Raw genomic sequence first — 19,010 nt, forward strand, 5'->3', positions numbered from 1 at the left:
CCGGAGAACCCCCGATGTCCCGCCACATCCGCTTTAATGCTTTCGACATGAACTGCGTCGCGCACCAGTCGCCCGGCCTGTGGGCACATCCGCGCGACAAGTCCTTCAAGTACAAGGACCTCGACTACTGGCAGGACCTCGCGCGCACCCTTGAACGCGGCATCTTCGACGGCATCTTCATCGCCGATGTCGTCGGCTACTACGATGTCTACAAGGGCTCGAACTGGCACGCGATCCGCGAGGCGGCGCAGATTCCGGTGAACGATCCGCTCCAGCTCGCCGCGCCGATCGCGCTGGCCACCGAGCATCTCGGCATCGGCATCACCGCCTCGACCTCGTTCGAGCACCCCTACACCTTCGCCCGCCGCATCGCGACCGCCGATCACCACACCAAGGGGCGGGTCGGCTGGAACATCGTCACCTCCTATCTGGAAAGCGGCGCCAAGAACATCGGCCAGGGCGGCCTGCGCCGGCATGACAATCGCTACGAAGTGGCGAACGAATATGTCGAGGTGCTCTACAAGCTGCTGGAAGGCTCCTGGGAAGAGGGCGCCGTGCTGCGCGACCGCGCCAACCGCGTTTTCACCGATCCGTCCAAGGTGCATGAGATCGGCCATAAGGGCCGGTTTTTCGATGTGCCCGGCTATGGCCTGACCGAACCCTCGCCGCAGCGCACGCCGGTGCTCTATCAGGCCGGCGCGTCAGGGGCGGGCAAGGCCTTCGCCGCCCAGCACGCCGAATGCGTCTTCGTCGGCGCGCCGACCAAGCCGCTGCTTAAGGCCTATGTCGCCGACATCCGCCGGCAGGCAGCGGAAGCCGGGCGCGACCCGCGCAAGCTCTTCATCTACAACCTCGTCACCCTCATCGTGGATGAGACCGACGCCAAGGCGCAGCAGCGCTTCGAGGAATATGCGCGCTATGTCTCCTATGACGGTTCGCTGGTGTTCATGTCGGGCTGGAGCGGGCTCGATTTCGGGCAATACGCGCCCACAGACCTGCTGAAGAAAGTCGAGACCAACGCCATCGTTTCCATGGTCGAGAATTTCGGCGGCAAAGACCAGCAATGGACCGTCGAGGAACTGGCCAGATGGGGCGGCATCGGCGGGGTCGGCCCGGTCTTCGTCGGCTCGCCCGCGACCATCGCGGATATTCTGCAGGAATGGGTCGAGGAGACCGATGTCGACGGTTTCAACCTCGCCTATGCGGTGACGCCGGAGACCTTCGAATCCATCGTCGATCTCGTCGTGCCGGAGCTGCAGAAGCGCGGCGCGTACCCCACGGCCTACCGGCCGGGAACGCTGCGCGAGAAGCTGTTCGGCGAGGGCCCCTATCTCCCGGCGAGCCATCCCGCCAACGCCTATCGCGACATCGAGGCGGTGAAGCGCCGCGAGGCCGAGCAACGCGCGCATGCGGGCGTCGCCGCGGCCGAGTGAACAACGGCCCGCTGCGGCGGGCGTCCAATTGAGGTGACCATCATGAGCCAGATCGACCTCGCCTGGGGCGCCGGCCCCAGTGCCCGCTATGAAGCGCTGGCGGAGCGCTTCCGCCCGATCTTCGCCCGTATCGCCGAGCGGGCCGTGGAGCGGGAACTGACGCGCGAACTCGCCTTCGAGCCGATCAAATGGCTGCGCGAGGCCGGCTTCGGCGCCGTGCGGCTGCCGGTGGAAGCGGGCGGGCTCGGTGCGAGCCTGCCGGAACTCGCCAATCTGCTGATCGAACTCTCCGAGGCCGATTCCAACGTCACCCAGTCCCTGCGCGTGCATTTCGGGCTCACCGAGGACGTGTTGAACTCCCGCGACGACGCCCGGCGGGCGCGCTGGTTCAAACGCATCGCCGCCGGCGAATATGCCGGCAGCGCCTGGACCGAGGCCGGCGATGCCGCGCTGGCGGCCTTCGGCACCCGCCTCACCGAGACGGACGGTGCGCTGCGGCTGAACGGCGCCAAATATTACACCACCGGCTCGCTCTATGCGTCCTGGATCGATGTCGGCGCCACCGGCACGCAGGGCGAGGAAGTCTCGGTCTTCGTGCGCACCGACGCGCCGGGCGTGTCCATCGTCGATGACTGGGACGGGTTCGGCCAGATTCTCTCGGTGAGCGGCACCACCACCTTCACCGAGGTGGCGGTGGCGCCGGAGGAGGTCGTGCTCGATACGGAACGCTTCCGCTACGGGGCCGCCTTCTACCAGCTCTATCACCTGGCGACGATCGCCGGCATCGGCCGGGCCATCACCCGCGATGTCGCCCGTGCCGTGGCGGCGCGCAACCGCACCCATACGCACGCCAACGGCCCGCGCTCGGCGCAGGACCCGCAGGTGCTGGCCGTGGTCGGACGCGCGCGCGGCGCCGCCTATTCCGCCGCGGCCATCGCGCTGCAGGCGGCCGGTTCGCTCCAGCGCGCTTTCGAGGCGCATTTCGCCGGCGACGAGGCGGCGGAAGAGCGCGCCAATGCCATTGCCGAACTGGAAACCGCGCAGGCGCAGACCGTGGTGACGAACCTCATCCTCGACGCCTCCACCACCCTGTTCGACGCGCTCGGCGCCTCCGCGACGCGCAAGCCGCTGGGGCTCGACCGGCACTGGCGCAATGTGCGCACCCTCTCCTCGCACAATCCGCGCATCTACAAGGACCGGATCGTCGGCGACTTCGCGGTGAACGGGACGCTGCCGCCCTATCAGTGGCGCATCGGAACGCCGGCGATTGAGCCTGCGCGGCAGGCGGCGGAATAGGCGGCAAGCCCGGGGTCCGCCACAGCACGCCGGCGGCGTATCCACAGGCGCAAGGCAATAATCTACTAAATTAATTGACAATTACTGTGCGCCTGCCCCAGGTAGCGGGATCGGGTTCAAGGAGTGCCTTCATGTCGGTTGAGACCATCACCATCCTCGACGGCGGGATGGGCCGGGAGCTTTTGCGCATCGGCGCGCCGTTCCGGCAGCCGGAGTGGTCGGCTCTCGCCTTGCTCGAAAGTCCGGGTCATGTGCGCGAGGTGCACGATGCCTTTCTCGCCGCCGGCGCGGATGTCATCACCACCAACAGCTATGCCGTCGTGCCCTTCCACATCGGCGAGGAGCGCTTCGCCGCGCGCGGTACCGAACTCGCCGATCTCGCCGGCCGGCTGGGGCGCGAAGCGGTGACGGCGGCGGGCCGCCCGGGGGCGAAGCTGGCCGGGTCGCTGCCGCCGGTCTTCGGCTCCTACCGGCCGGACCTTTTCCGCCCGGAGGAGGCCGCGCGCCTGTTCGGGCCGCTGGTGGCCGGGCTCGCGCCGCATGTCGATCTCTGGCTCGCCGAGACGCAGGGCTCGATCACCGAGGCCCGCGCCGCGCGCCGCGCCATCGGGCCGGACGACCCCCGCCCGTTCTGGGTTTCCTTCACGCTGGACGATTCCCACCCGGAAGATGTCGAGGCCGGCACGCGCCCCGCGCAAGTGCGCTCGGGCGAGACGATCACGGCGGCGGCCAACGCCGCTCTGGAACTCGGCGCTTCGGCCCTTCTGTTCAACTGCAGCCATGCCGGGGTGATGGAGGCGGCGATCCGCGAGGCGAATGCGGTGTTCGCCGCCCTTCCGGCCGAGACACGGCCCGCCATCGGCGTCTACGCCAATGCCTTCGCCCCGCATTCGCACGATCATGAGCCGCAGGCCAATGCCGCTCTGAGCGACCTCCGGCACGACCTCGATCCGCCGGCCTATCTCGCCTTCGCACGCCGCTGGCACGATGCGGGCGCCTCTATCATCGGCGGCTGTTGTGGCATCGGCCCCGCCTATATCGCCGCGCTGTCCTCCGCCTTGCGCGCCCCCTCCTGAGCCGGGCGCCCCCCATTTCCGATTTTCGGAGTCACCCTTATGTCCAACTCCTTCCTGTCGCTTGACCGCCGCAGCCTGCTGAAGAGCGCCGGCGGCGCCCTGCTGGCGGGCGCCGTGCCGTTCGGCGGCGCCTTCGCCCAGTCGTCCGCGCCCTCGACGACGCCCAAGAAGGGCGGCCATCTCGTCCTCGGCGTTGACAACGCCTCCACCACGGATGTGCTCGATCCGGCCGCCTATTTCGAAATCTACGCCTATGTCGTCGGCGCCCAGCTGTTCAACACGCTGATCGAGATCGACGATACCGGCGGCCTGCGTCCCGCGCTCGCCGAGAGCTGGGAGTCGCGCAAGGGCGCGAGCGAGTGGGTGCTGCGCCTGCGCAGGGGCGTGACGTTCCACAATGGCAAGACGCTGACCGTCGCCGACGTGATCTACTCGCTCAACCACCATCGCGGCGAGAAGTCGAAGTCGGCGGCCAAGGTCTATCTCGACACGGTGACGGAGCTGAAGGAAACCGCGCCCGGCGAGCTCACCATCGCGCTGAGCAGCGGCAATGCCGATCTTCCCTATCTGCTCGCCGACGTGCATTTCGGCATCGGGCCGGATGGCGAGGACTTCAACAAGGGCATCGGCACCGGCGCCTTCATTCTGGAGAATTTCCAGCCGGGCGTGCGCACGCTGACCAAGCGCAACCCCCATTACTGGGATTCCACCCGCGGCCATGTCGATACGGTCGAGACCATCGCCATCAATGACAGCACCGCGCGCATCGCGGCGCTGCTCAGCGGCAAGGCGCACATCGTCAACCGTGTGGCGCCGCGCCTGCTCTCCCGAGTCTCCGCGGCGCCGGATGTGAAGGTTCACCGGTCGCCGGACGCGGCGATCTATACCTTCCCTGGCCTCGCCAACCAGGCGCCCTTCACCAGCGTCGATGCGCGGCTGGCGCTGAAATACGCGATCGACCGCCAGCAGATCCTCAACTCGGTGCTGGCCGGTATCGGCTCGGTGGCGAACGACCAGCCCATCGTGCCCTCCAACCGCTACTATGCCGCCGACATTCCCGCCCGGCCCTACGACCCCGACAAGGCGGCGTTCCATTGGAAGAAGGCGGGCTTCGAGGGCAATATCGTGCTCTCCGCCTCCGATTCCGGCTTCCCCGGCGCGGTGGACGCGGCCCAGCTCTACCAGGCCTCCGCGCAGAAGGCCGGCCTGCCCTTCGAGGTCGACCGTGTCCCCGCCGATGGCTACTGGGACAATGTCTGGCTGAAGAAGCCGCTCGTCGCCTCGAACTGGAGCACGCGCCCGACCGCCGACGCCATCCTGTCGCTGGTCTTCCTCTCCAAGGCCGAGTGGAACGAATCCGCCTGGAAGAACGAGACGTTCGACCAGCTGGTCTTTGCGGCCCGCGCCGAGACCGACGAGGCCAAGCGCAAGCAGCTTTATCACGACGCGCAGGTGCTGATCGCCGACGAGGGCAGCGAAGTCATCCCCGTGCGCGCCGACGGGCTCGACGGCGCCCGCTCCAATGTCGGCGGCTTCACCAGCGTGCCCGGCCTCGCCCTCAGCGGCTTCAGGGTCGCCGAGAAGGTCTGGCTGGAAAGCTGAAGCCGGCGGGCGGGCGGCGCCCTGTGCCACCCGCCCCCGCATGCGCGGAGCCTTGAATGTCGTCGTCCCTCGCTCCGCCCTCGGGTGGCCGCCCCGTCACCTCGTCCCGGCTTCCGGGGCTGGTGGGGCTCTGCCTGCGCAGCCTCGCCACCGCGGTCGGGCTGCTGCTGGCCGCGTCGGTGCTCATCTTCGCGGGCACACAGGTGCTGCCCGGCGATGTCGCCACCGCGATGCTCGGCCAGTCCGCCACCCCATCCGCCGTGGCGGCGATCCGGGCCGAGCTCGGGCTCGATCAGCCAGCGATCCTGCGTTATCTCTCCTGGCTGGCGGGCGTGCTGCACGGGGATTTCGGCACGAGCTACACGACACGCCAGAACATCGCCGGCGTTGTCGGCCAGCGCCTCGGCAACACGCTGTTCCTGGCCGGGGTCACCGCCGCCATCGCCGTGCCGCTGTCCATCGCGCTGGGTGTGGTGGCGGTACAGTGGCGGGGCGGCCTTGTCGACCGGCTGATCACCGCCTCGACCCGGGCGGCGATCGCCCTGCCGGAGTTCTTCGTCGGCTATTTGCTCATCGCCGTCTTCGCGCTGAATCTCGGCTGGTTCGACAGCAGCGCCACGGTCTATCCGGCCATGTCGATCGGCGCCCGCCTCTGGGCCATCGCGCTGCCGGTGGCGACGCTGGTGCTGGCGGTGGCCGGGCACATGACCAGCATGACCCGCGCGGCGCTGCTAAACGTTCTGTCCGCCCCCTATGTCGAGATGGCGCAGATCAAGGGCGTGTCGACGCGCGCGCTGGTCTGGCGGCACGCTTTGCCCAATGTGCTCGGCCCGATCATTCACGTGGTCGCGGTCAATCTCGCCTATCTAGTCGTTGGCGTGGTCGTGATCGAAGTGATCTTCGTCTATCCCGGCATGGGCCAGTATCTCGTCGATAGCGTCGCCAAGCGCGACGTGCCGGTGGTGCAGGCGAGCGCGGTGATCTTCGCGGCGATTTATGTGGGCATCAACGGCCTCGCCGACCTCGCCGCGCATCTCGCCAATCCCCGGCTGAGGCATCCGCGATGACCCGCCCCTCGCCCGCGACCGTCCTCGCGCTCGGCTTTCTCGGCGGACTGCTGCTGGTGGCCTGCGCCGCCCCGCTGATCGCTCCCTATGGCGTCAACGAGGTGGTCGGCGGCAATTGGAGCCCGCCCTCGCCCACCAATTGGCTGGGAACGGACAATGTCGGGCGTGATCTGCTCTCGCGTCTCGTCTGGAGCACGCGGACCACGCTGATCATTGCCACCCTTTCCACCGTGCTCGCCTTCCTCATCGGTGGCGCCATCGGCTTCATCGCCGGCACGCTGCGCGGCTGGCTGGATGTGGGGCTCAACCGGCTCAACGATCTTGTCATGGCCATACCGACGCTGATTGCGGCATTGGTGGTGCTCTCTGTGCTGCCGAGCCGTGTCGAGGTGCTGGTCGCGCTCATGGCGCTGCTCGACGCCACTCGCGTGTTCCGCCTCGCCCGCGCGCTCGCGCTCGATGTCGGCGCGACCGACTATGTGGAGGCGGCGCGGGTGCGGGGTGAAGGGCTGGGCTGGATCATCCTGCGCGAGCTTCTTCCCAACGCGCTGCCGCCGCTGCTCGCCGAATTCGGCGTTCGGCTGGTCTTCGCCGTGCTGTTTCTCTCCACCCTGTCCTTTCTCGGTCTCGGCATTCAGCCTCCGGCAACGGACTGGGGCAGCCTGCTGAAAGAGAACAAGGACGGACTGCTGTTCGGCGTCTGGGCGGCGCTCATTCCCGGTGCCGCCATCGCTCTGCTGGCCATCGCGGTGAGCCACGTCACCGATTGGTGTCAGGAATGGACGACGGGAATCGGGGGGAGAGCCGACCATGGCTGAACTTCTGACGATTCGCGGGCTATCGATCGGCCTCGCCGGCCCCCAGCGGGAAGCCGCTACGGCGAAAGTGCTGGTGGATGACATCTCCTTCAGCCTCGCGACCGGCCGCACGCTCGGGCTCATCGGCGAGTCCGGCGCCGGCAAATCGACCATTGGCCTCGCCGCGCTCGGCTTTTTTCGCGCTGGCCTCAAGCCGCTCGCCGGGCAGGTGCTGTTCGAGGGGCGCGACCTGCTGTCGCTTCCGCGCGCGGAACTGGAAGCGCTGCGGCGGACACGCCTCGCCTATGTCGCCCAGTCGGCAGGGGCGGCGTTCAACCCCGCCCACACGCTCGGGCAGCAGATCACCGAGAACCTCCTGCGTAACGGCAAAGCGGGACGCGCCACGGCCCGGCGCCGGGCCGAGGAACTCGTGGCGCTGCTCGGCCTGCCGGAGCCCCGCCGGTTTCTCGACCGCTTCCCGCATCAGGTGTCCGGCGGCCAGCTTCAGCGGGCGATGACGGCGATGGCGCTCTGCCAGGAGCCGCGCCTCATCGTGTTCGACGAGCCGACCACCGCGCTCGACGTGACCACGCAGGCCGGGGTGCTGCTGGCGATCCGCGACGCGATTGCGGCAACCGGCGTCTCCGCGCTCTATATCAGCCACGATCTGCCCGTCGTCGCGCAGATCGCCGACGAGATACTCGTGCTGCGGCATGGGCGCGCGGTGGAGCATGGCGCGACGGGCGACATCCTCAGCCGGCCGCGCGCGGACTATACGCGCCGTCTGGTGACGGCGGGGCGCGCACGTCCCCCGCGCGGGGCCGCCACCGCCCGCCCGCCCGTGCTCACGGCCGAGCGCATCGGGATGGCCTATCGGCAAGGGACACAGGTGCTGGACGACGTCAGCCTCTCTCTGGCCGCCGGCGAGACGCTGGCGCTGGTCGGGCAGTCCGGCTCCGGCAAGACGACGCTCGGCCGCGTCATCACCGGGCTGCACCCGGATGCCGAGGGCGCGCTGACGCTGCTCGGCGCGCCGCTGCCGCTGGCTCTGGGCCGGCGCAGCGGCGAACAGCTGCGCCGGCTGCAGATCGTGCAGCAGATCCCCGACGCGGCGCTCAACCCGCGCCAGACGGTCGGCGCCGTTCTCTCCCGGCCGCTCACCCTCTATGATCGGGTACGTGGCCGGCAGGCGCAGCGGCGGCGCGTCGAGGAACTGCTGCAGGCGGTCGAGCTCGATCCGGCCCTGCTCGAACGCATGCCCGCAGCGCTCTCCGGCGGGCAGAAGCAACGCGTGTGCATCGCGCGCGCGCTCGCGGCCGAACCGGATGTGATCGTCTGCGACGAGCCGACTTCCGCGCTCGACCCGCTGGTCGCCGAGGGCGTGCTGGACCTGCTGGCGCGCCTTCAGGCCCAGACCGGAATCGCGCTGCTGTTCATCACGCACGACATCGCCATCGTCCGCGCGCTCGCTCATTCCGTCGCGATCATGGCGCACGGCCGGATCGTGCGGCAGGGGCCGACACGCGAGGCTCTGGCCCCGCCCTTCGACGCGGAGACGGAGCGGCTGCTCGACGCGGTGCCGGAAATGGAAACGGGCTGGCTCACCGGCTGGCGGGCGCGGCAGGTGAGCGGCACCGCTTCCCACGGGCGAGCGCCGGCGACACCGGACGCCTCACCCCCAGTCCGCGAAGGTCTGGTGTTTCCCGGCTAGAGGGACTGCCCCTTCTCGGGCGGCCGCATCACAGCGCCCCGTGGCGTGGCGGGATGCGGCCATTGAGGTGGTACGCCCCGATCCAGTGGTATTTCCAGCGCACGGGATCGTGCAGCGTATGGGTGCGCACATTGCGCCAGTAGCGGTCGAGATCGTCCGCGCGATTGGTCGCGGAGGTGCCGCCGAGTTCCAGCAGCTTGTTGGCGGCCAGGAGCCCGGCGCGATGGCTTGCCGCGCGCGCTTCGGCCACCGCTACGGAGGCCGCCGCGACGCTCGCCTCGTCCGGCGCCGCCTGGGCGCTATCGACATAGCGGCCGGCGCGCTCGATCAGCGCGTCGGCGGCGGCGAGGCGCACGCGGACCTCGCCGAGCGTATGCAGGGTCAGCGGGTCCTCGCTGGCCCGGGCGACGCCCGCGTCGATCCAGGCGCGGGCCCGCTCGCGCAGGAAAGGCAGCGTCGCCTCAAAGGCGCCGCGACCAATGCCGAGATCGATGCCGGCATGGATGATCTGGGCGAAGGGGCCGATGGCAGTCGGCCGGTCCAGCGAGGCCTGGAACGGCACCACCCATTCCGGTTCGACGCGCACCCGGTCGAACAGGATGGAGCCGGAGCCGGTGACGCGCTGGCCGAAGCCATCCCAGTCGTCCACCAGCGTCACGCCGGGGGCCTCGCGCGGGATGAAGACGAGATAGGCCACCTCGCGCCCGTCCTCCTCGGCAGCGACCATGGTGGGGATGCGATGCGCGAACAGCGAGCCGGTGCAGTAGAACTTACGTCCCTCGACATACCAGCCGGCAGGATCGCGCACGAGGCGCGTGCGCCGGTTGTAATCCCGCGCGCCGATCTCCGCGAGCGCATTGCCGAAGCGCTCGCCCGCGAGCACCCGCTCATAGAAAAACCGCTTCTGCGCCTCGGTCCCGCCGTTCCGCAACACCTCCAGCGCGTAATAATGGTTCTGCGGGATCTGGCCGAGCGAGCCGTCGGCGGCCGAAATCAGCGCCGTCACCTGAGCGACGGTCGCAGCCCGCACGCCCGCGCCGCCATAGTCGCGCGGAACGGTGATGGCTCAGAGCCCAGACTGGGTAAACTGCTCGATCTCGTCCCAGGGAAGCCGCCGGTCGAGATCACGTTGGGCGGCCCCCGCGGCAAACCGACCGGCAAGCTCGCGGGCGACGGCGAGCGCTTCCTCATCCCCGGCAAGGCGCGGCACGGAGCGGGGCGGCGGGGCGATGCGCGTGAACGGCGCGGCGGCGGGGGCGCCGGCCGCAGCGGCCGGCAGGGGGGCGACCAGGCTCATCTCGGCCTCCTCAGTTCCACTGATGGCGCGGGGGCAGCGCGCCATTCAGCGTGTAATTGCCGAGCAGGTGATATTTCCACCGCACCGGGTCATGCAGCGTGTGCACCCGCGCATCGCGCCAGTAGCGCCCGAGATTGTAGGCCTCGCGGGTCGAGGAGGAGCCGGCGAGTTCGGTCAGCCGCTCGGCGGCTTCCAGCGCGATCTCGGTAGTGAGGATCTTCGCCTCGGCCACCGCGACCGACGCCTCGGCCGAGCTTTCCGCCGTGACCGGCGCGATCCTGTCCAGAACCCGGCCCGCCCGCGCCAGAACTTCCTGCGCGGCGTGCAGGTCGATCTCCAGCCGGCCGATCTCGCCGATAATGTAAGGGTCCTCCGTCGCGCTTGCGACGGTAAAGGGCCAGGCGCGGGTCTTGGTCCGAACGAAATCCAGCGCTGCGTCCACCGCGCCGGCCGCGATGCCGGCATCGATGGCGGCCTGTATGTGCTGCGAGCGCGGCCCGGCAAGGCCGGGGCGGCCGGCCAGCGGGGAAAGGTCGATCAGCACGTCCGGGTCGACCGGGGCGGCATCGAACCGCACCGTGCCGCTGGCGGTGGTGGTCTGGCCGAAGCCCTGCCAGTCGTCGACAACCTCGACCCCCGGGCCGTCGCGCCGCACAAAGGCGAGAACGGGCCGGCCACTCGCGTCCACCGCGCGGGTGGGAATCCAGTGAGCGAAGATGGCCCCGGTCGAGTAATAGCGTTGCCCGCTCAGCACCAGGCCGTGGGGTCCGTGCGCGAGCTGGGTGGTGACATGGGTGATGGCGCGGCCATGGCGCTCGGGACCGGCATTGCCGATGCGGTGCCCGGCAAGGATGTCCGCATAGAGGCGTGCCTGCTGGGCCGGGCTCGCCGCCTCCCGCACCAGCGCCAGCACGCCGAACTGATTCTGCGGAATCTGGGCGACCGAGGCATCGGCGGCGGCGAGGATGGCGAATACCTGCGCGACGGTGTCGTGCGATACATCGGCCCCGCCAAAGGCCCGCGGCACGGTGATGCCGCCGAGGCCGCTGGCGGTGAACCACTCGATTTCCTCCCAGGGCAGCAGCCGCTCGCGATCGCGCCGCGAGGCGCCGTCGACCAGCCGGGCCGCGAGGGCCTGCGCGCTCGCCACGGCCTCGGCATCGGACGTTATCAGATGCGGGCGCGTGGGCGGGCGCGGGCGCCGTTCGGTCGATTGAGAGGTCTGGACGGAAGGATGCGGCATGGAGGAACAACAGGCTGTGGGAGGGGCGTATCGTCGGGCGCCGATCGGGGCGCGGCTCGCGCGGCCAGGACGGGAAGGAAGGGCCGCCCGGCACGGGCCCGGGCGGGCGTTTGATTACCGAAGGCCGCGGCTGCCCTGGATGCGCTTCAGCGCGATCTCCAGCGCGTCGACGTCCTCGGTCGTGTTGTAGAAGGCGAGCGAGGGCCGCACCGTGGTCTCCAGCCCGAAGCGGCGCAGGATCGGCTGGGCGCAGTGATGGCCGGCACGCACCGCGATGCCCTCGCGATCCAGCGCCACGCCAACATCCTGCGTGCGGCAGCCGTCCAGCACGAAGGACAGCACGCTCGCCTTGTCCGCCGCCGTGCCGATGAGCTTGAGCCCCGGCACGCTGCGCAGCTTCTCGGTGGCATAGACCAGGAGTTCGTGCTCGTAGCGCGCGATCACCTCCATGCCGATGGCCTCGACATAGTCGATCGCCGCGCCCAGCCCCACCGCATCGGCAATGTTGCCGGTGCCGGCCTCGAAGCGCTCGGGCGGACCGTTATAGATGGTCTTCTCGAAGGTCACGTCGGCGATCATGTTGCCGCCGCCCTGCCAGGGCGGCAGGTCCTTCAGCACCTCCGGCTTGCCATAGACGACCCCGATGCCGGTTGGGCCGAACACCTTGTGGCCGGAGAAGACGAAGAAGTCGGCGTCCAGTGCCTGCACGTCGACCGCCATGTGCGAGACGGACTGGGCGCCGTCCACCAGCACCCGCACGCCATGGCGATGGGCGATGGCCACCAGCTCCTTCACCGGCACCACCGTGCCGAGCGCGTTCGAGACCTGCGTCACCGAGACCAGCCGGGTGCGGGGGTTGATCAGCTTCTCGAACGCCTCGACGATCACCTGCCCCGTGTCGTCCACCGGCGCCACCCGCAGGCGCGCGCCTTTCTCGGCGGCGAGCTGCTGCCACGGCACGATATTGGCGTGGTGTTCGAGATGGGTGACGACGATCTCGTCGCCCTCCTTCACATGGCGCCGCCCATAGGTCTGGGCGACAAGGTTGATCGCCTCCGTCGCCCCGCGCACGAAGATGATGTCGCGCGTCGAGCCGGCATTGAGGAAACGCCGAACCTTCTCGCGCGCCGCCTCATAGGCATCCGTCGCCCGCGCCGCCAGGGCATGGGCGGCGCGGTGGATGTTGGAGTTCTCGTGCTCGTAGAAATGCGCGAGACGGTCGATCACCGCCTGCGGCTTCTGCGTGGTGGCGGCATTGTCCAGCCAGATCAGCGGCTTGCCGTGAACGCTCTGCTGCAGGATGGGGAAGTCCCGCTTCACCGCATGCGGGTCGAAGGGGCGTAGCGCGGGACCGAGATCCGGCACCAGTTCAGGCTTGAGAGCGCCCGCGAGCCCGCCAAGGTCGAGCCCGCGCGCCGCCGGATGCGCCGGTTCGGCCGGGAGGCTCGACAGCGCGCGGGGCGTTGCCGGCGCGCGGCTTTCACCCTCGCGCAGGAAGTAGAACCCGTCCTCGCTGGGCTGGGCGAGACCGCCGGGAACTCCCGGCAGCTGGCCCGGCGCGGCGTGCTCGTAAGAGGGACGCCGCGTGTCGAGCGCCACGACATTGCCCAGCCCTTCCGGGAGGCGGACAAAGTCGAAGGGCGCGGGAAAGCTCAGCACGCCCAAGCCAGGGGCGCCGCCCGGCTGCGACAGCCCGGGTGCGGCGGGAACCGCCGCCGCCGGCGCCCCGGGCGCCGGAATGTTCGGCGTCGGGACGATCGAGGGGATGGTGACCGGCGGCAGGTCCGGCAGACCCACGGGCGGCGGCACCGGCGCATGCGACGCCGCCGTCGTCACCACCGAGGCACCGGGCACGAGGCCCGGGCTCGGCGGCGAGGACGGAAGGGTCGCGCTGGCGGGTGCGCCCCCGTAGTTCGGTACCGCCTGAAAGAAGCTATTGGCCAGTTGCTGCAACAGGGCGGGATCGGGCCAGCCGGGCGCGCCGCCGGGCGGCGGCGTGTCCGGGAGTTCCAGCGCGAGCGGTTCGGCAGCAAAAGGTTCCGGCGTGGGGGTTGGCACCGCCTCAGGCGTAGGTGTCAGGATAGGCATGATACTTGTCCACCTCGACATCCTCGAGCACCGCCAGCGCGTCATGCGTCAGCACCGCCGCCGAGCAGTAGAGCGAGATGAGATAGGAGGCGATCGCCTTGCGGTTGATCCCCATGAACCGCACCGAAAGGCTCGGCGCCACCTCGCTCGGCACGCCGGGCTGGAACAGGCCGACCACGCCCTGCTTCTTCTCGCCGGTGCGCAGCAGCAGAATCTTGGTCTTGCCGTTCTCGTCGATGAACAGCTTGTCCGACGGCACCAGCGGCAGACCACGCCAAGTGACGAAGGGCGTGCCGAACAGCGTCACTGTCGGCGGCGGCACGCCACGGCGGGTGCATTCGCGGCCGAAGGCGGCGATAGCGCGCGGATGGGCGAGGAAGAAGGACGGCTCCTTCCACACCTTGGTGATGAGCTCGTCGAGATCATCCGGCTGCGGCGCGCCGGTCCGGGTCTTGATCCGCTGCGACGGCGCGGTGTTGGCGAGCAGGCCGTACTCGGCATTGTTTATGAGCTCGCTCTCCTGCTTCTCCTTCACCTTCTCGATCAGCAGCCGAAGCTGTTCCTGGATCTGATCATAGGGGTGGGAGTAGAGATCGGAGACGCGGGTCTGCACGTCGAGCACGGTGGTGACCGCGTTCAGCGAATATTCGCGGGGCGCGTCCTCGTAATCGACGAAGGTCTCCGGCAGGTCCGCGTCCTGGTCGCGACGGGGCGAGCATTGCACGTCGGCATCGGCGGCGTCGCCCGCCTCCTTCACGCGGTTGAGACGGTAGATGCCGGCCTCGACCGGCGTCCAGGGCAGGAAGGACACTAGCCAGCGCGGCGTGATGCCCGACCACTGGGCACGCGTCTTGGTGGCGTTGGCGAGTTGCCGCGCGGCGGGCTCGCTGAGTGTGCGACGAATAGCAGGCTCTTCGGTCATTCCGTTCCCCGTCAGGATGAAGCACCGGGCCGTTGCGGCACGGGTTGGATCGTGCCCTCGCCGCCCGATGAGCGGGTCTGGGCCTGGGTGATGTGACTGCCGGGCGGCACCGAGTGGGTGAGCCAGACATTGCCGCCGATGCTGGAACCGCGGCCGATGGTGACGCGCCCGAGCACGGTGGCCCCGGCATAAATGACAACGTCGTCCTCAATGACGGGATGGCGCGGCTGACCCTCGATGAGCGCGCCATGCTCATCGGTGGGGAAGCTCCGCGCGCCCAGCGTCACCGCCTGGTAGAGCCGAACGCGCTGGCCGATCACCGCCGTTTCGCCGATGACGACGCCGGTGCCGTGGTCGATGAAGAAGCTGCCGCCGATCTGCGCGCCCGGATGAATGTCGATGCCGGTGCGCGAATGGGCGATGTCGGAGATGAAGCGCGCCAGAAAGCCAGCGCCGAGCCGCTGCAGCGCATGGGCGAAGCGGTGATGCAGGATGGCGGTGAGGCCGGGATAGACCAGCAATATTTCCGAATAGCCCGTCGCGGCTGGATCGCCGTCATAGGCGGCGTGGAGATCGCTCACCAGCAGGCCGCGAATGGCCGGCAGTTCGGCGGCGAAGGCGCTGGTGATCTCAAACGCCTGCCGGCGGAATTCGGCCTCGCTGCGGTCTTCCTGCAGCGAAAAGGGAAGGCTCCGCGCCACCTGCTCGGACAGCCGGGTCAGGGCCTCGTTGAGCGTGGCGCCGACATAATAATCGATGGTCTCGCCGGTGAGGCCAGACACGCCATAATGCGCGGGGAACAGGGCCGCGGCGAAGCCCTGTATGGCGCGGGCAATGGCCTCGCGCGCCGGCGGGGGACGCAACCGCCCCCTGTGGCGGATGTTGTGGCTGACATCGCGGGAGAGCTTCAGCCCGGCGACAACGGCATCGAGATTCCAGTGGGGCTGCACCGCTTCCGGTCGGTCCGCGCCAGTGTCGGCGGACGCCGTCCTGCGCTCCTCGCCGATCTGCGCGCTGCCATTGTGAAACACCATGCCTACCCCCGGCGGCTTCCCGGTCGACGTCGCCGCGTCGACCCGCCTTTTCGAAGGGGTCGCACGAGAATTACCATTTGTCTAGCTATTTTGTAGACTTTACGAATGCGGTTGGGAGTGCGAATTTGACGGTTCCGGGGTTGCAGCGTGGCCGCCTGCCCCCAGTCTTCATAGGAACGAGCACATGGGGGCCGAGGCACGGATCGACCGTCGCCGGTGCACCCGCAGTACGGCAACCTTTGCCGGGGAGAAGCCATATGAAATTCGCCACGACCCTCTTCGCCGCCGGCCTCGCCGCGGCGCTCCAGCTGGTGTCACCGCACCAGGCCCGCGCCGATGATCTTGCGACGATCAAGCAGGCGGGCGTCATCAAGATCGGCACGGAAGGCACCTACCCCCCCTTCACCTTCCACGACGCGGCCAACAAGCTGGTCGGCTTCGATGTCGAAATCGGCCAGGCAATCGCGAGCAAGCTAGGCGTCAAGGCCGAGTTTCTCGAAGGCAAATGGGACGGGCTGATCGCCGGGCTCGATGCCCGCCGCTACGATGCCGTCATCAACCAGGTGGGCATCACCGAGGCGCGGAAGGCGAAATACGACTTCTCGCAGCCCTACATCGCCTCGAAGGCGGTGCTGATCGTCAAGGAGGGCAATGACAGCATCAAGTCCTTCGACGACCTCAAGGGCAAGAAGGCGGCGCAGTCGCTCACCAGCAATTTCGGCAAGCTGGCCGAGCAATCCGGCGCCAGCCTCGTCGGCACGGATGGTTTCGACCAGTCGATCCAGCTCGTTCTCAATGGCCGGGCCGACGCGACCATCAATGACAGCCTGTCCTTCCTCGACTTCAAAAAGCACAAGCCGGACGCGCCGGTGAAGATCGCCGCCGAGCAGAAGGATGCGGAATATTCCGGCGTCATCGTGCGCAAGGGCAATCCCGAACTTGTCGCCGCCATCAACAAGGCGCTCGACGAGATCAAGGCGGACGGCACCTATGCCAAGATCGCCAACACCTATTTCGGCGCCGACGTCTCGAAGTAGAAAGGCGATCCGTCCTCATGCGGACCGGCCCGCTGGGCCGGTCCTTTTGCGCGGATCGACGCGCGCCGGCGCCCTTCGGAGGATCGCGTGCCCCACTGGCTCGACCTGATGCTGCAATCGCTCGGCCCGCTTTTGTGGGCCGCGCTCATCTTCACCGTGCCGCTCACGCTGCTGTCCTTCGTTCTCGGGCTGACGCTGGGCTTCTTCACCGCGCTGGCGCGGCTCTACGGGCCGGCACCGCTCGTCGCCCTCGCCCGCTTCTATGTCTGGATCATCCGGGGGACGCCGCTGCTGGTGCAGCTCTTCGTGATCTTCTACGGCCTGCCGAGCGCCGGCATCCTGCTGGATGCCTTTCCGGCCGCGCTGATCGGCTTCACCATCAATGTCGGCGCCTACAGTTCCGAGATCATCCGCGCGGTCATCGCCTCCATCCCGAAGGGGCAGTGGGAAGCGAGCTATTCCATCGGCATGAGCTGGTCGCAGGCGCTGCGCCGCACCGTACTGCCGCAGGCGACACGGATCGCGGTGCCGCCCCTTTCCAACACCTTCATTTCGCTGGTGAAGGACACCTCGCTCGCCGCCGCGATCACCGTGCCGGAGCTGTTCCAGCAGGCGCAGCGCATCGTCGCCGTGACCTATGAGCCGCTCATCATCTATATTGAGGCGGCGCTGATCTATCTCGCGCTGAGTTCCGTCCTGTCCGTGCTGCAGGACCGGCTGGAGCGGCGCTTCGCCCGCGCGGCAGGCGCGCTGGAGGCCGCCCCATGATCCATCTCACCGGAATCGAGAAAAGCTTCGGCGAGCTTCGCGTCCTGAAGGGCGTCAGCCTCAGCGTCCGCGAAGGCAGCGTCACCGCGCTCATCGGCCCCTCCGGCTCGGGCAAGAGCACCCTGCTGCGCTGCGTGAACCTGCTGGAAGTGCCTGAGGCTGGCACGCTGGTGCTCGCCGACGAGACGCTCCATTTCACCGGCCGGACGCCGGCGCCCGCCGCCATCGGTCGAATCCGGCGGCAGACCGGCATGGTGTTCCAGAATTTTCAGCTGTTCCCCCACCGCACCGCGCTCGGCAATGTCATGGAGAGCCTGCTCGTCGTGCTGAAATGGCCGGAGGCGAAGGCGCGGCAGCGTGCGCTCGAACTGCTGGAAAAGGTCGGGCTTGCCGAGAAGGCGCAGGCATGGCCGGCGCAGCTGTCGGGCGGCCAGCAGCAGCGCGTTGCCATCGCCCGCGCGCTCGCCTCCTCGCCGCGCGTGCTGCTGTGCGACGAGCCGACCTCGGCGCTCGACCCGGAACTTGCGCTGGAGGTGGTGGAGGTGCTCGCGCAGCTGGCGCGCGAGGGCACGACGATGGTGATCGCCACGCATGATCTGCGCCTCGCGGCGAGCGTCGCGCATGAGGCACTCATGCTGGAGGCCGGCGAGGTGGTGGAGGCGGGCTCCTCCGCTGAGCTGTTCACCAACCCGCGCAAGGCGCGCACGCAACGTTTCATCTCGACGCTCACCGCCGAGGCCGCGCCCCATGTGAGGGCACCGCTGGAACAAGCGGTGTAAGCGCAGATACTGAGCCTGGGCGACAGGGTCGAGGCCGGCGCCGCACCCCGTGCGGCGTCCAAGCCCGCTGTTGAGCCGGGCCATCTCGCCCGCGCCAGAAGGCACGGTCGACAGGCGGCACGCGCCAAATTATCTATAAACGATGAGCGCGAAATCCGAAGAAACCCTGGCCGCCCGCATCAGCCGTGTCCTGGCCGACCGTATCATTGCCGGCGACATCGAGCCGGGCTCCCGGCTGCGGCAGGACCATGTCGCCGCCGAGTTTGGGGCGAGCCACGTGCCGGTGCGCGAGGCCTTCCGCCGGCTGGAGGCGCAGGGTCTCGCGGTGAGCGAGCCGCGACGGGGCGTACGCGTCGCGGCCTTCGATCTCGAGGAGGTCAAGGAGGTCGCGGAGATGCGGGCGGCCCTCGAAGTGCTCGCCTTGCGCCAGGCCGTGCCGAATCTCACGGCGGCCATTCTCAACGCGGCCGAGGAAGCGACACGCGCCGGCGACGATTCCCGCGACGTGCGCAGCTGGGAAGAAGCCAACCGGCGCTTCCATCGGCTGATCGTCGCTCCCTGCGGCATGCCGCGCCTGCTCGCGGCCATTGACGATCTGCACGCGGCCAGCGCCCGTTTCCTGTTCTCGGCCTGGCGCTCGGACTGGGAGACGAGGACGGACCACGACCACCGCGCCATTCTCGCGGCGCTGCGCCGCGGGAATGTCGATCTTGCCTGCACGACGCTGGCGCAGCATGTGCGGTGGATCGGTCATCGCCCCATCGCCGCGTCCAACGGCCGCCAGCGCGACGCATTCGCGATTGTCGGCTAAAATTATCTACGAATGCATTGCGAATCTCCGATGCCTATGGATTCATAAT

The 19,010-nt window shown here is 68.8% G+C and carries 15 protein-coding genes and 1 pseudogene; 11 read left to right on the forward strand and 5 right to left on the reverse strand.

Annotated features, from left to right (window positions below; all coding sequences use genetic code 11):
• Nucleotides 1-14: 14 nt before the first annotated feature.
• The 7 genes from ACO07Z_RS07805 (at nt 15) to ACO07Z_RS07835 (ending at nt 8,982) form a co-directional block, all read left to right on the forward strand.
• Entirely contained in the window at nt 15-1,433 is a 1,419-nt protein-coding gene (locus tag ACO07Z_RS07805) for an LLM class flavin-dependent oxidoreductase (RefSeq protein ID WP_421698194.1), read from the forward strand.
• 42 nt (nt 1,434-1,475) lie between these two features.
• Nucleotides 1,476-2,729, forward strand: coding sequence for an acyl-CoA dehydrogenase family protein (locus ACO07Z_RS07810; protein ID WP_421698195.1), 1,254 nt, complete (start codon nt 1,476-1,478; stop codon nt 2,727-2,729).
• 131 nt (nt 2,730-2,860) lie between these two features.
• A complete protein-coding gene (locus tag ACO07Z_RS07815; RefSeq protein WP_421698196.1) occupies nt 2,861-3,805 on the forward strand; it encodes a homocysteine S-methyltransferase family protein in 945 nt (314 codons plus the stop codon).
• A gap of 39 nt (nt 3,806-3,844) precedes the next feature.
• Nucleotides 3,845-5,407, forward strand: a complete 1,563-nt coding sequence (locus ACO07Z_RS07820; protein ID WP_421698197.1) for an ABC transporter substrate-binding protein — start codon at nt 3,845-3,847, stop codon at nt 5,405-5,407.
• A gap of 56 nt (nt 5,408-5,463) precedes the next feature.
• Nucleotides 5,464-6,474, forward strand: coding sequence for an ABC transporter permease (locus ACO07Z_RS07825; protein WP_421698198.1), 1,011 nt, complete (start codon nt 5,464-5,466; stop codon nt 6,472-6,474).
• A complete protein-coding gene (locus ACO07Z_RS07830; RefSeq protein ID WP_421698199.1) occupies nt 6,471-7,292 on the forward strand; it encodes an ABC transporter permease in 822 nt (273 codons plus the stop codon). Before ACO07Z_RS07825 ends, ACO07Z_RS07830 begins: the two co-directional genes overlap by 4 nt.
• On the forward strand, nt 7,285-8,982 hold the full coding sequence (locus ACO07Z_RS07835; RefSeq protein ID WP_421698200.1) for an ABC transporter ATP-binding protein: 1,698 nt from the start codon (nt 7,285-7,287) through the stop codon (nt 8,980-8,982). Before ACO07Z_RS07830 ends, ACO07Z_RS07835 begins: the two co-directional genes overlap by 8 nt.
• Nucleotides 8,983-9,010: 28 nt before the next feature.
• Here ACO07Z_RS07835 and ACO07Z_RS07840 read toward each other — a convergent pair.
• The 5 genes and pseudogenes from ACO07Z_RS07840 to epsC form a co-directional block, all read right to left on the reverse strand.
• A pseudogene (locus tag ACO07Z_RS07840) lies at nt 9,011-10,279 on the reverse strand (SfnB family sulfur acquisition oxidoreductase).
• A 10-nt stretch (nt 10,280-10,289) separates the two neighbouring features.
• Nucleotides 10,290-11,522 (reverse strand): SfnB family sulfur acquisition oxidoreductase, encoded by a 1,233-nt coding sequence (locus ACO07Z_RS07845; RefSeq protein ID WP_421698201.1) that lies wholly within the window; start codon nt 11,520-11,522, stop codon nt 10,290-10,292.
• Between the two features lie 114 nt (nt 11,523-11,636).
• The gene (locus ACO07Z_RS07850; protein WP_421698202.1) at nt 11,637-13,610 is read right to left on the reverse strand and encodes a family 2A encapsulin nanocompartment cargo protein cysteine desulfurase; all 1,974 of its coding nucleotides are present in this window, start codon (nt 13,608-13,610) and stop codon (nt 11,637-11,639) included.
• Nucleotides 13,585-14,532 (reverse strand): family 2A encapsulin nanocompartment shell protein, encoded by a 948-nt coding sequence (locus ACO07Z_RS07855; protein ID WP_421698203.1) that lies wholly within the window; start codon nt 14,530-14,532, stop codon nt 13,585-13,587. The genes ACO07Z_RS07850 and ACO07Z_RS07855 overlap by 26 nt, the downstream gene beginning before the upstream one ends.
• An 11-nt stretch (nt 14,533-14,543) precedes the next feature.
• Nucleotides 14,544-15,566, reverse strand: coding sequence for a serine O-acetyltransferase EpsC (gene epsC, locus ACO07Z_RS07860; protein ID WP_421698204.1), 1,023 nt, complete (start codon nt 15,564-15,566; stop codon nt 14,544-14,546).
• Between the two features lie 257 nt (nt 15,567-15,823).
• Here epsC and ACO07Z_RS07865 point away from each other — a divergent pair, with 257 nt between their 5' ends.
• The 4 genes from ACO07Z_RS07865 (at nt 15,824) to ACO07Z_RS07880 (ending at nt 18,961) form a co-directional block, all read left to right on the forward strand.
• Nucleotides 15,824-16,603, forward strand: a complete 780-nt coding sequence (locus tag ACO07Z_RS07865) for an amino acid ABC transporter substrate-binding protein (RefSeq protein WP_421698205.1) — start codon at nt 15,824-15,826, stop codon at nt 16,601-16,603.
• 87 nt (nt 16,604-16,690) lie between these two features.
• A complete protein-coding gene (locus ACO07Z_RS07870; RefSeq protein ID WP_421698206.1) occupies nt 16,691-17,371 on the forward strand; it encodes an amino acid ABC transporter permease in 681 nt (226 codons plus the stop codon).
• The gene (locus ACO07Z_RS07875) at nt 17,368-18,150 is read left to right on the forward strand and encodes an amino acid ABC transporter ATP-binding protein (protein WP_421698207.1); all 783 of its coding nucleotides are present in this window, start codon (nt 17,368-17,370) and stop codon (nt 18,148-18,150) included. The genes ACO07Z_RS07870 and ACO07Z_RS07875 overlap by 4 nt, the downstream gene beginning before the upstream one ends.
• A gap of 142 nt (nt 18,151-18,292) precedes the next feature.
• Nucleotides 18,293-18,961 (forward strand): GntR family transcriptional regulator, encoded by a 669-nt coding sequence (locus ACO07Z_RS07880; protein WP_421698208.1) that lies wholly within the window; start codon nt 18,293-18,295, stop codon nt 18,959-18,961.
• Nucleotides 18,962-19,010: the final 49 nt, after the last annotated feature.

Source organism: Ancylobacter sp. (assembly GCF_965229075.1).
Lineage (GTDB): Bacteria > Pseudomonadota > Alphaproteobacteria > Rhizobiales > Xanthobacteraceae > Ancylobacter.

Excerpts from the sequence above, each read along its gene's own strand:
- ACO07Z_RS07815 (WP_421698196.1), top strand. The coding sequence starts at position 2,861 with ATGTCGGTTGAGACCATCACCATCCTCGACGGCGGGATGGGCCGGGAG.
- ACO07Z_RS07805 (WP_421698194.1), top strand. The coding sequence starts at position 15 with ATGTCCCGCCACATCCGCTTTAATGCTTTCGACATGAACTGCGTCGCG.
- ACO07Z_RS07845 (WP_421698201.1), bottom strand. The coding sequence starts at position 11,522 with ATGCCGCATCCTTCCGTCCAGACCTCTCAATCGACCGAACGGCGCCCG.
- epsC (WP_421698204.1), bottom strand. The coding sequence starts at position 15,566 with ATGGTGTTTCACAATGGCAGCGCGCAGATCGGCGAGGAGCGCAGGACG.
- ACO07Z_RS07880 (WP_421698208.1), top strand. The coding sequence starts at position 18,293 with ATGAGCGCGAAATCCGAAGAAACCCTGGCCGCCCGCATCAGCCGTGTC.
- ACO07Z_RS07820 (WP_421698197.1), top strand. The coding sequence starts at position 3,845 with ATGTCCAACTCCTTCCTGTCGCTTGACCGCCGCAGCCTGCTGAAGAGC.
- ACO07Z_RS07835 (WP_421698200.1), top strand. The coding sequence starts at position 7,285 with ATGGCTGAACTTCTGACGATTCGCGGGCTATCGATCGGCCTCGCCGGC.
- ACO07Z_RS07810 (WP_421698195.1), top strand. The coding sequence starts at position 1,476 with ATGAGCCAGATCGACCTCGCCTGGGGCGCCGGCCCCAGTGCCCGCTAT.
- ACO07Z_RS07825 (WP_421698198.1), top strand. The coding sequence starts at position 5,464 with ATGTCGTCGTCCCTCGCTCCGCCCTCGGGTGGCCGCCCCGTCACCTCG.
- ACO07Z_RS07830 (WP_421698199.1), top strand. The coding sequence starts at position 6,471 with ATGACCCGCCCCTCGCCCGCGACCGTCCTCGCGCTCGGCTTTCTCGGC.
- ACO07Z_RS07855 (WP_421698203.1), bottom strand. The coding sequence starts at position 14,532 with ATGACCGAAGAGCCTGCTATTCGTCGCACACTCAGCGAGCCCGCCGCG.
- ACO07Z_RS07875 (WP_421698207.1), top strand. The coding sequence starts at position 17,368 with ATGATCCATCTCACCGGAATCGAGAAAAGCTTCGGCGAGCTTCGCGTC.
- ACO07Z_RS07850 (WP_421698202.1), bottom strand. The coding sequence starts at position 13,610 with ATGCCTATCCTGACACCTACGCCTGAGGCGGTGCCAACCCCCACGCCG.
- ACO07Z_RS07865 (WP_421698205.1), top strand. The coding sequence starts at position 15,824 with ATGAAATTCGCCACGACCCTCTTCGCCGCCGGCCTCGCCGCGGCGCTC.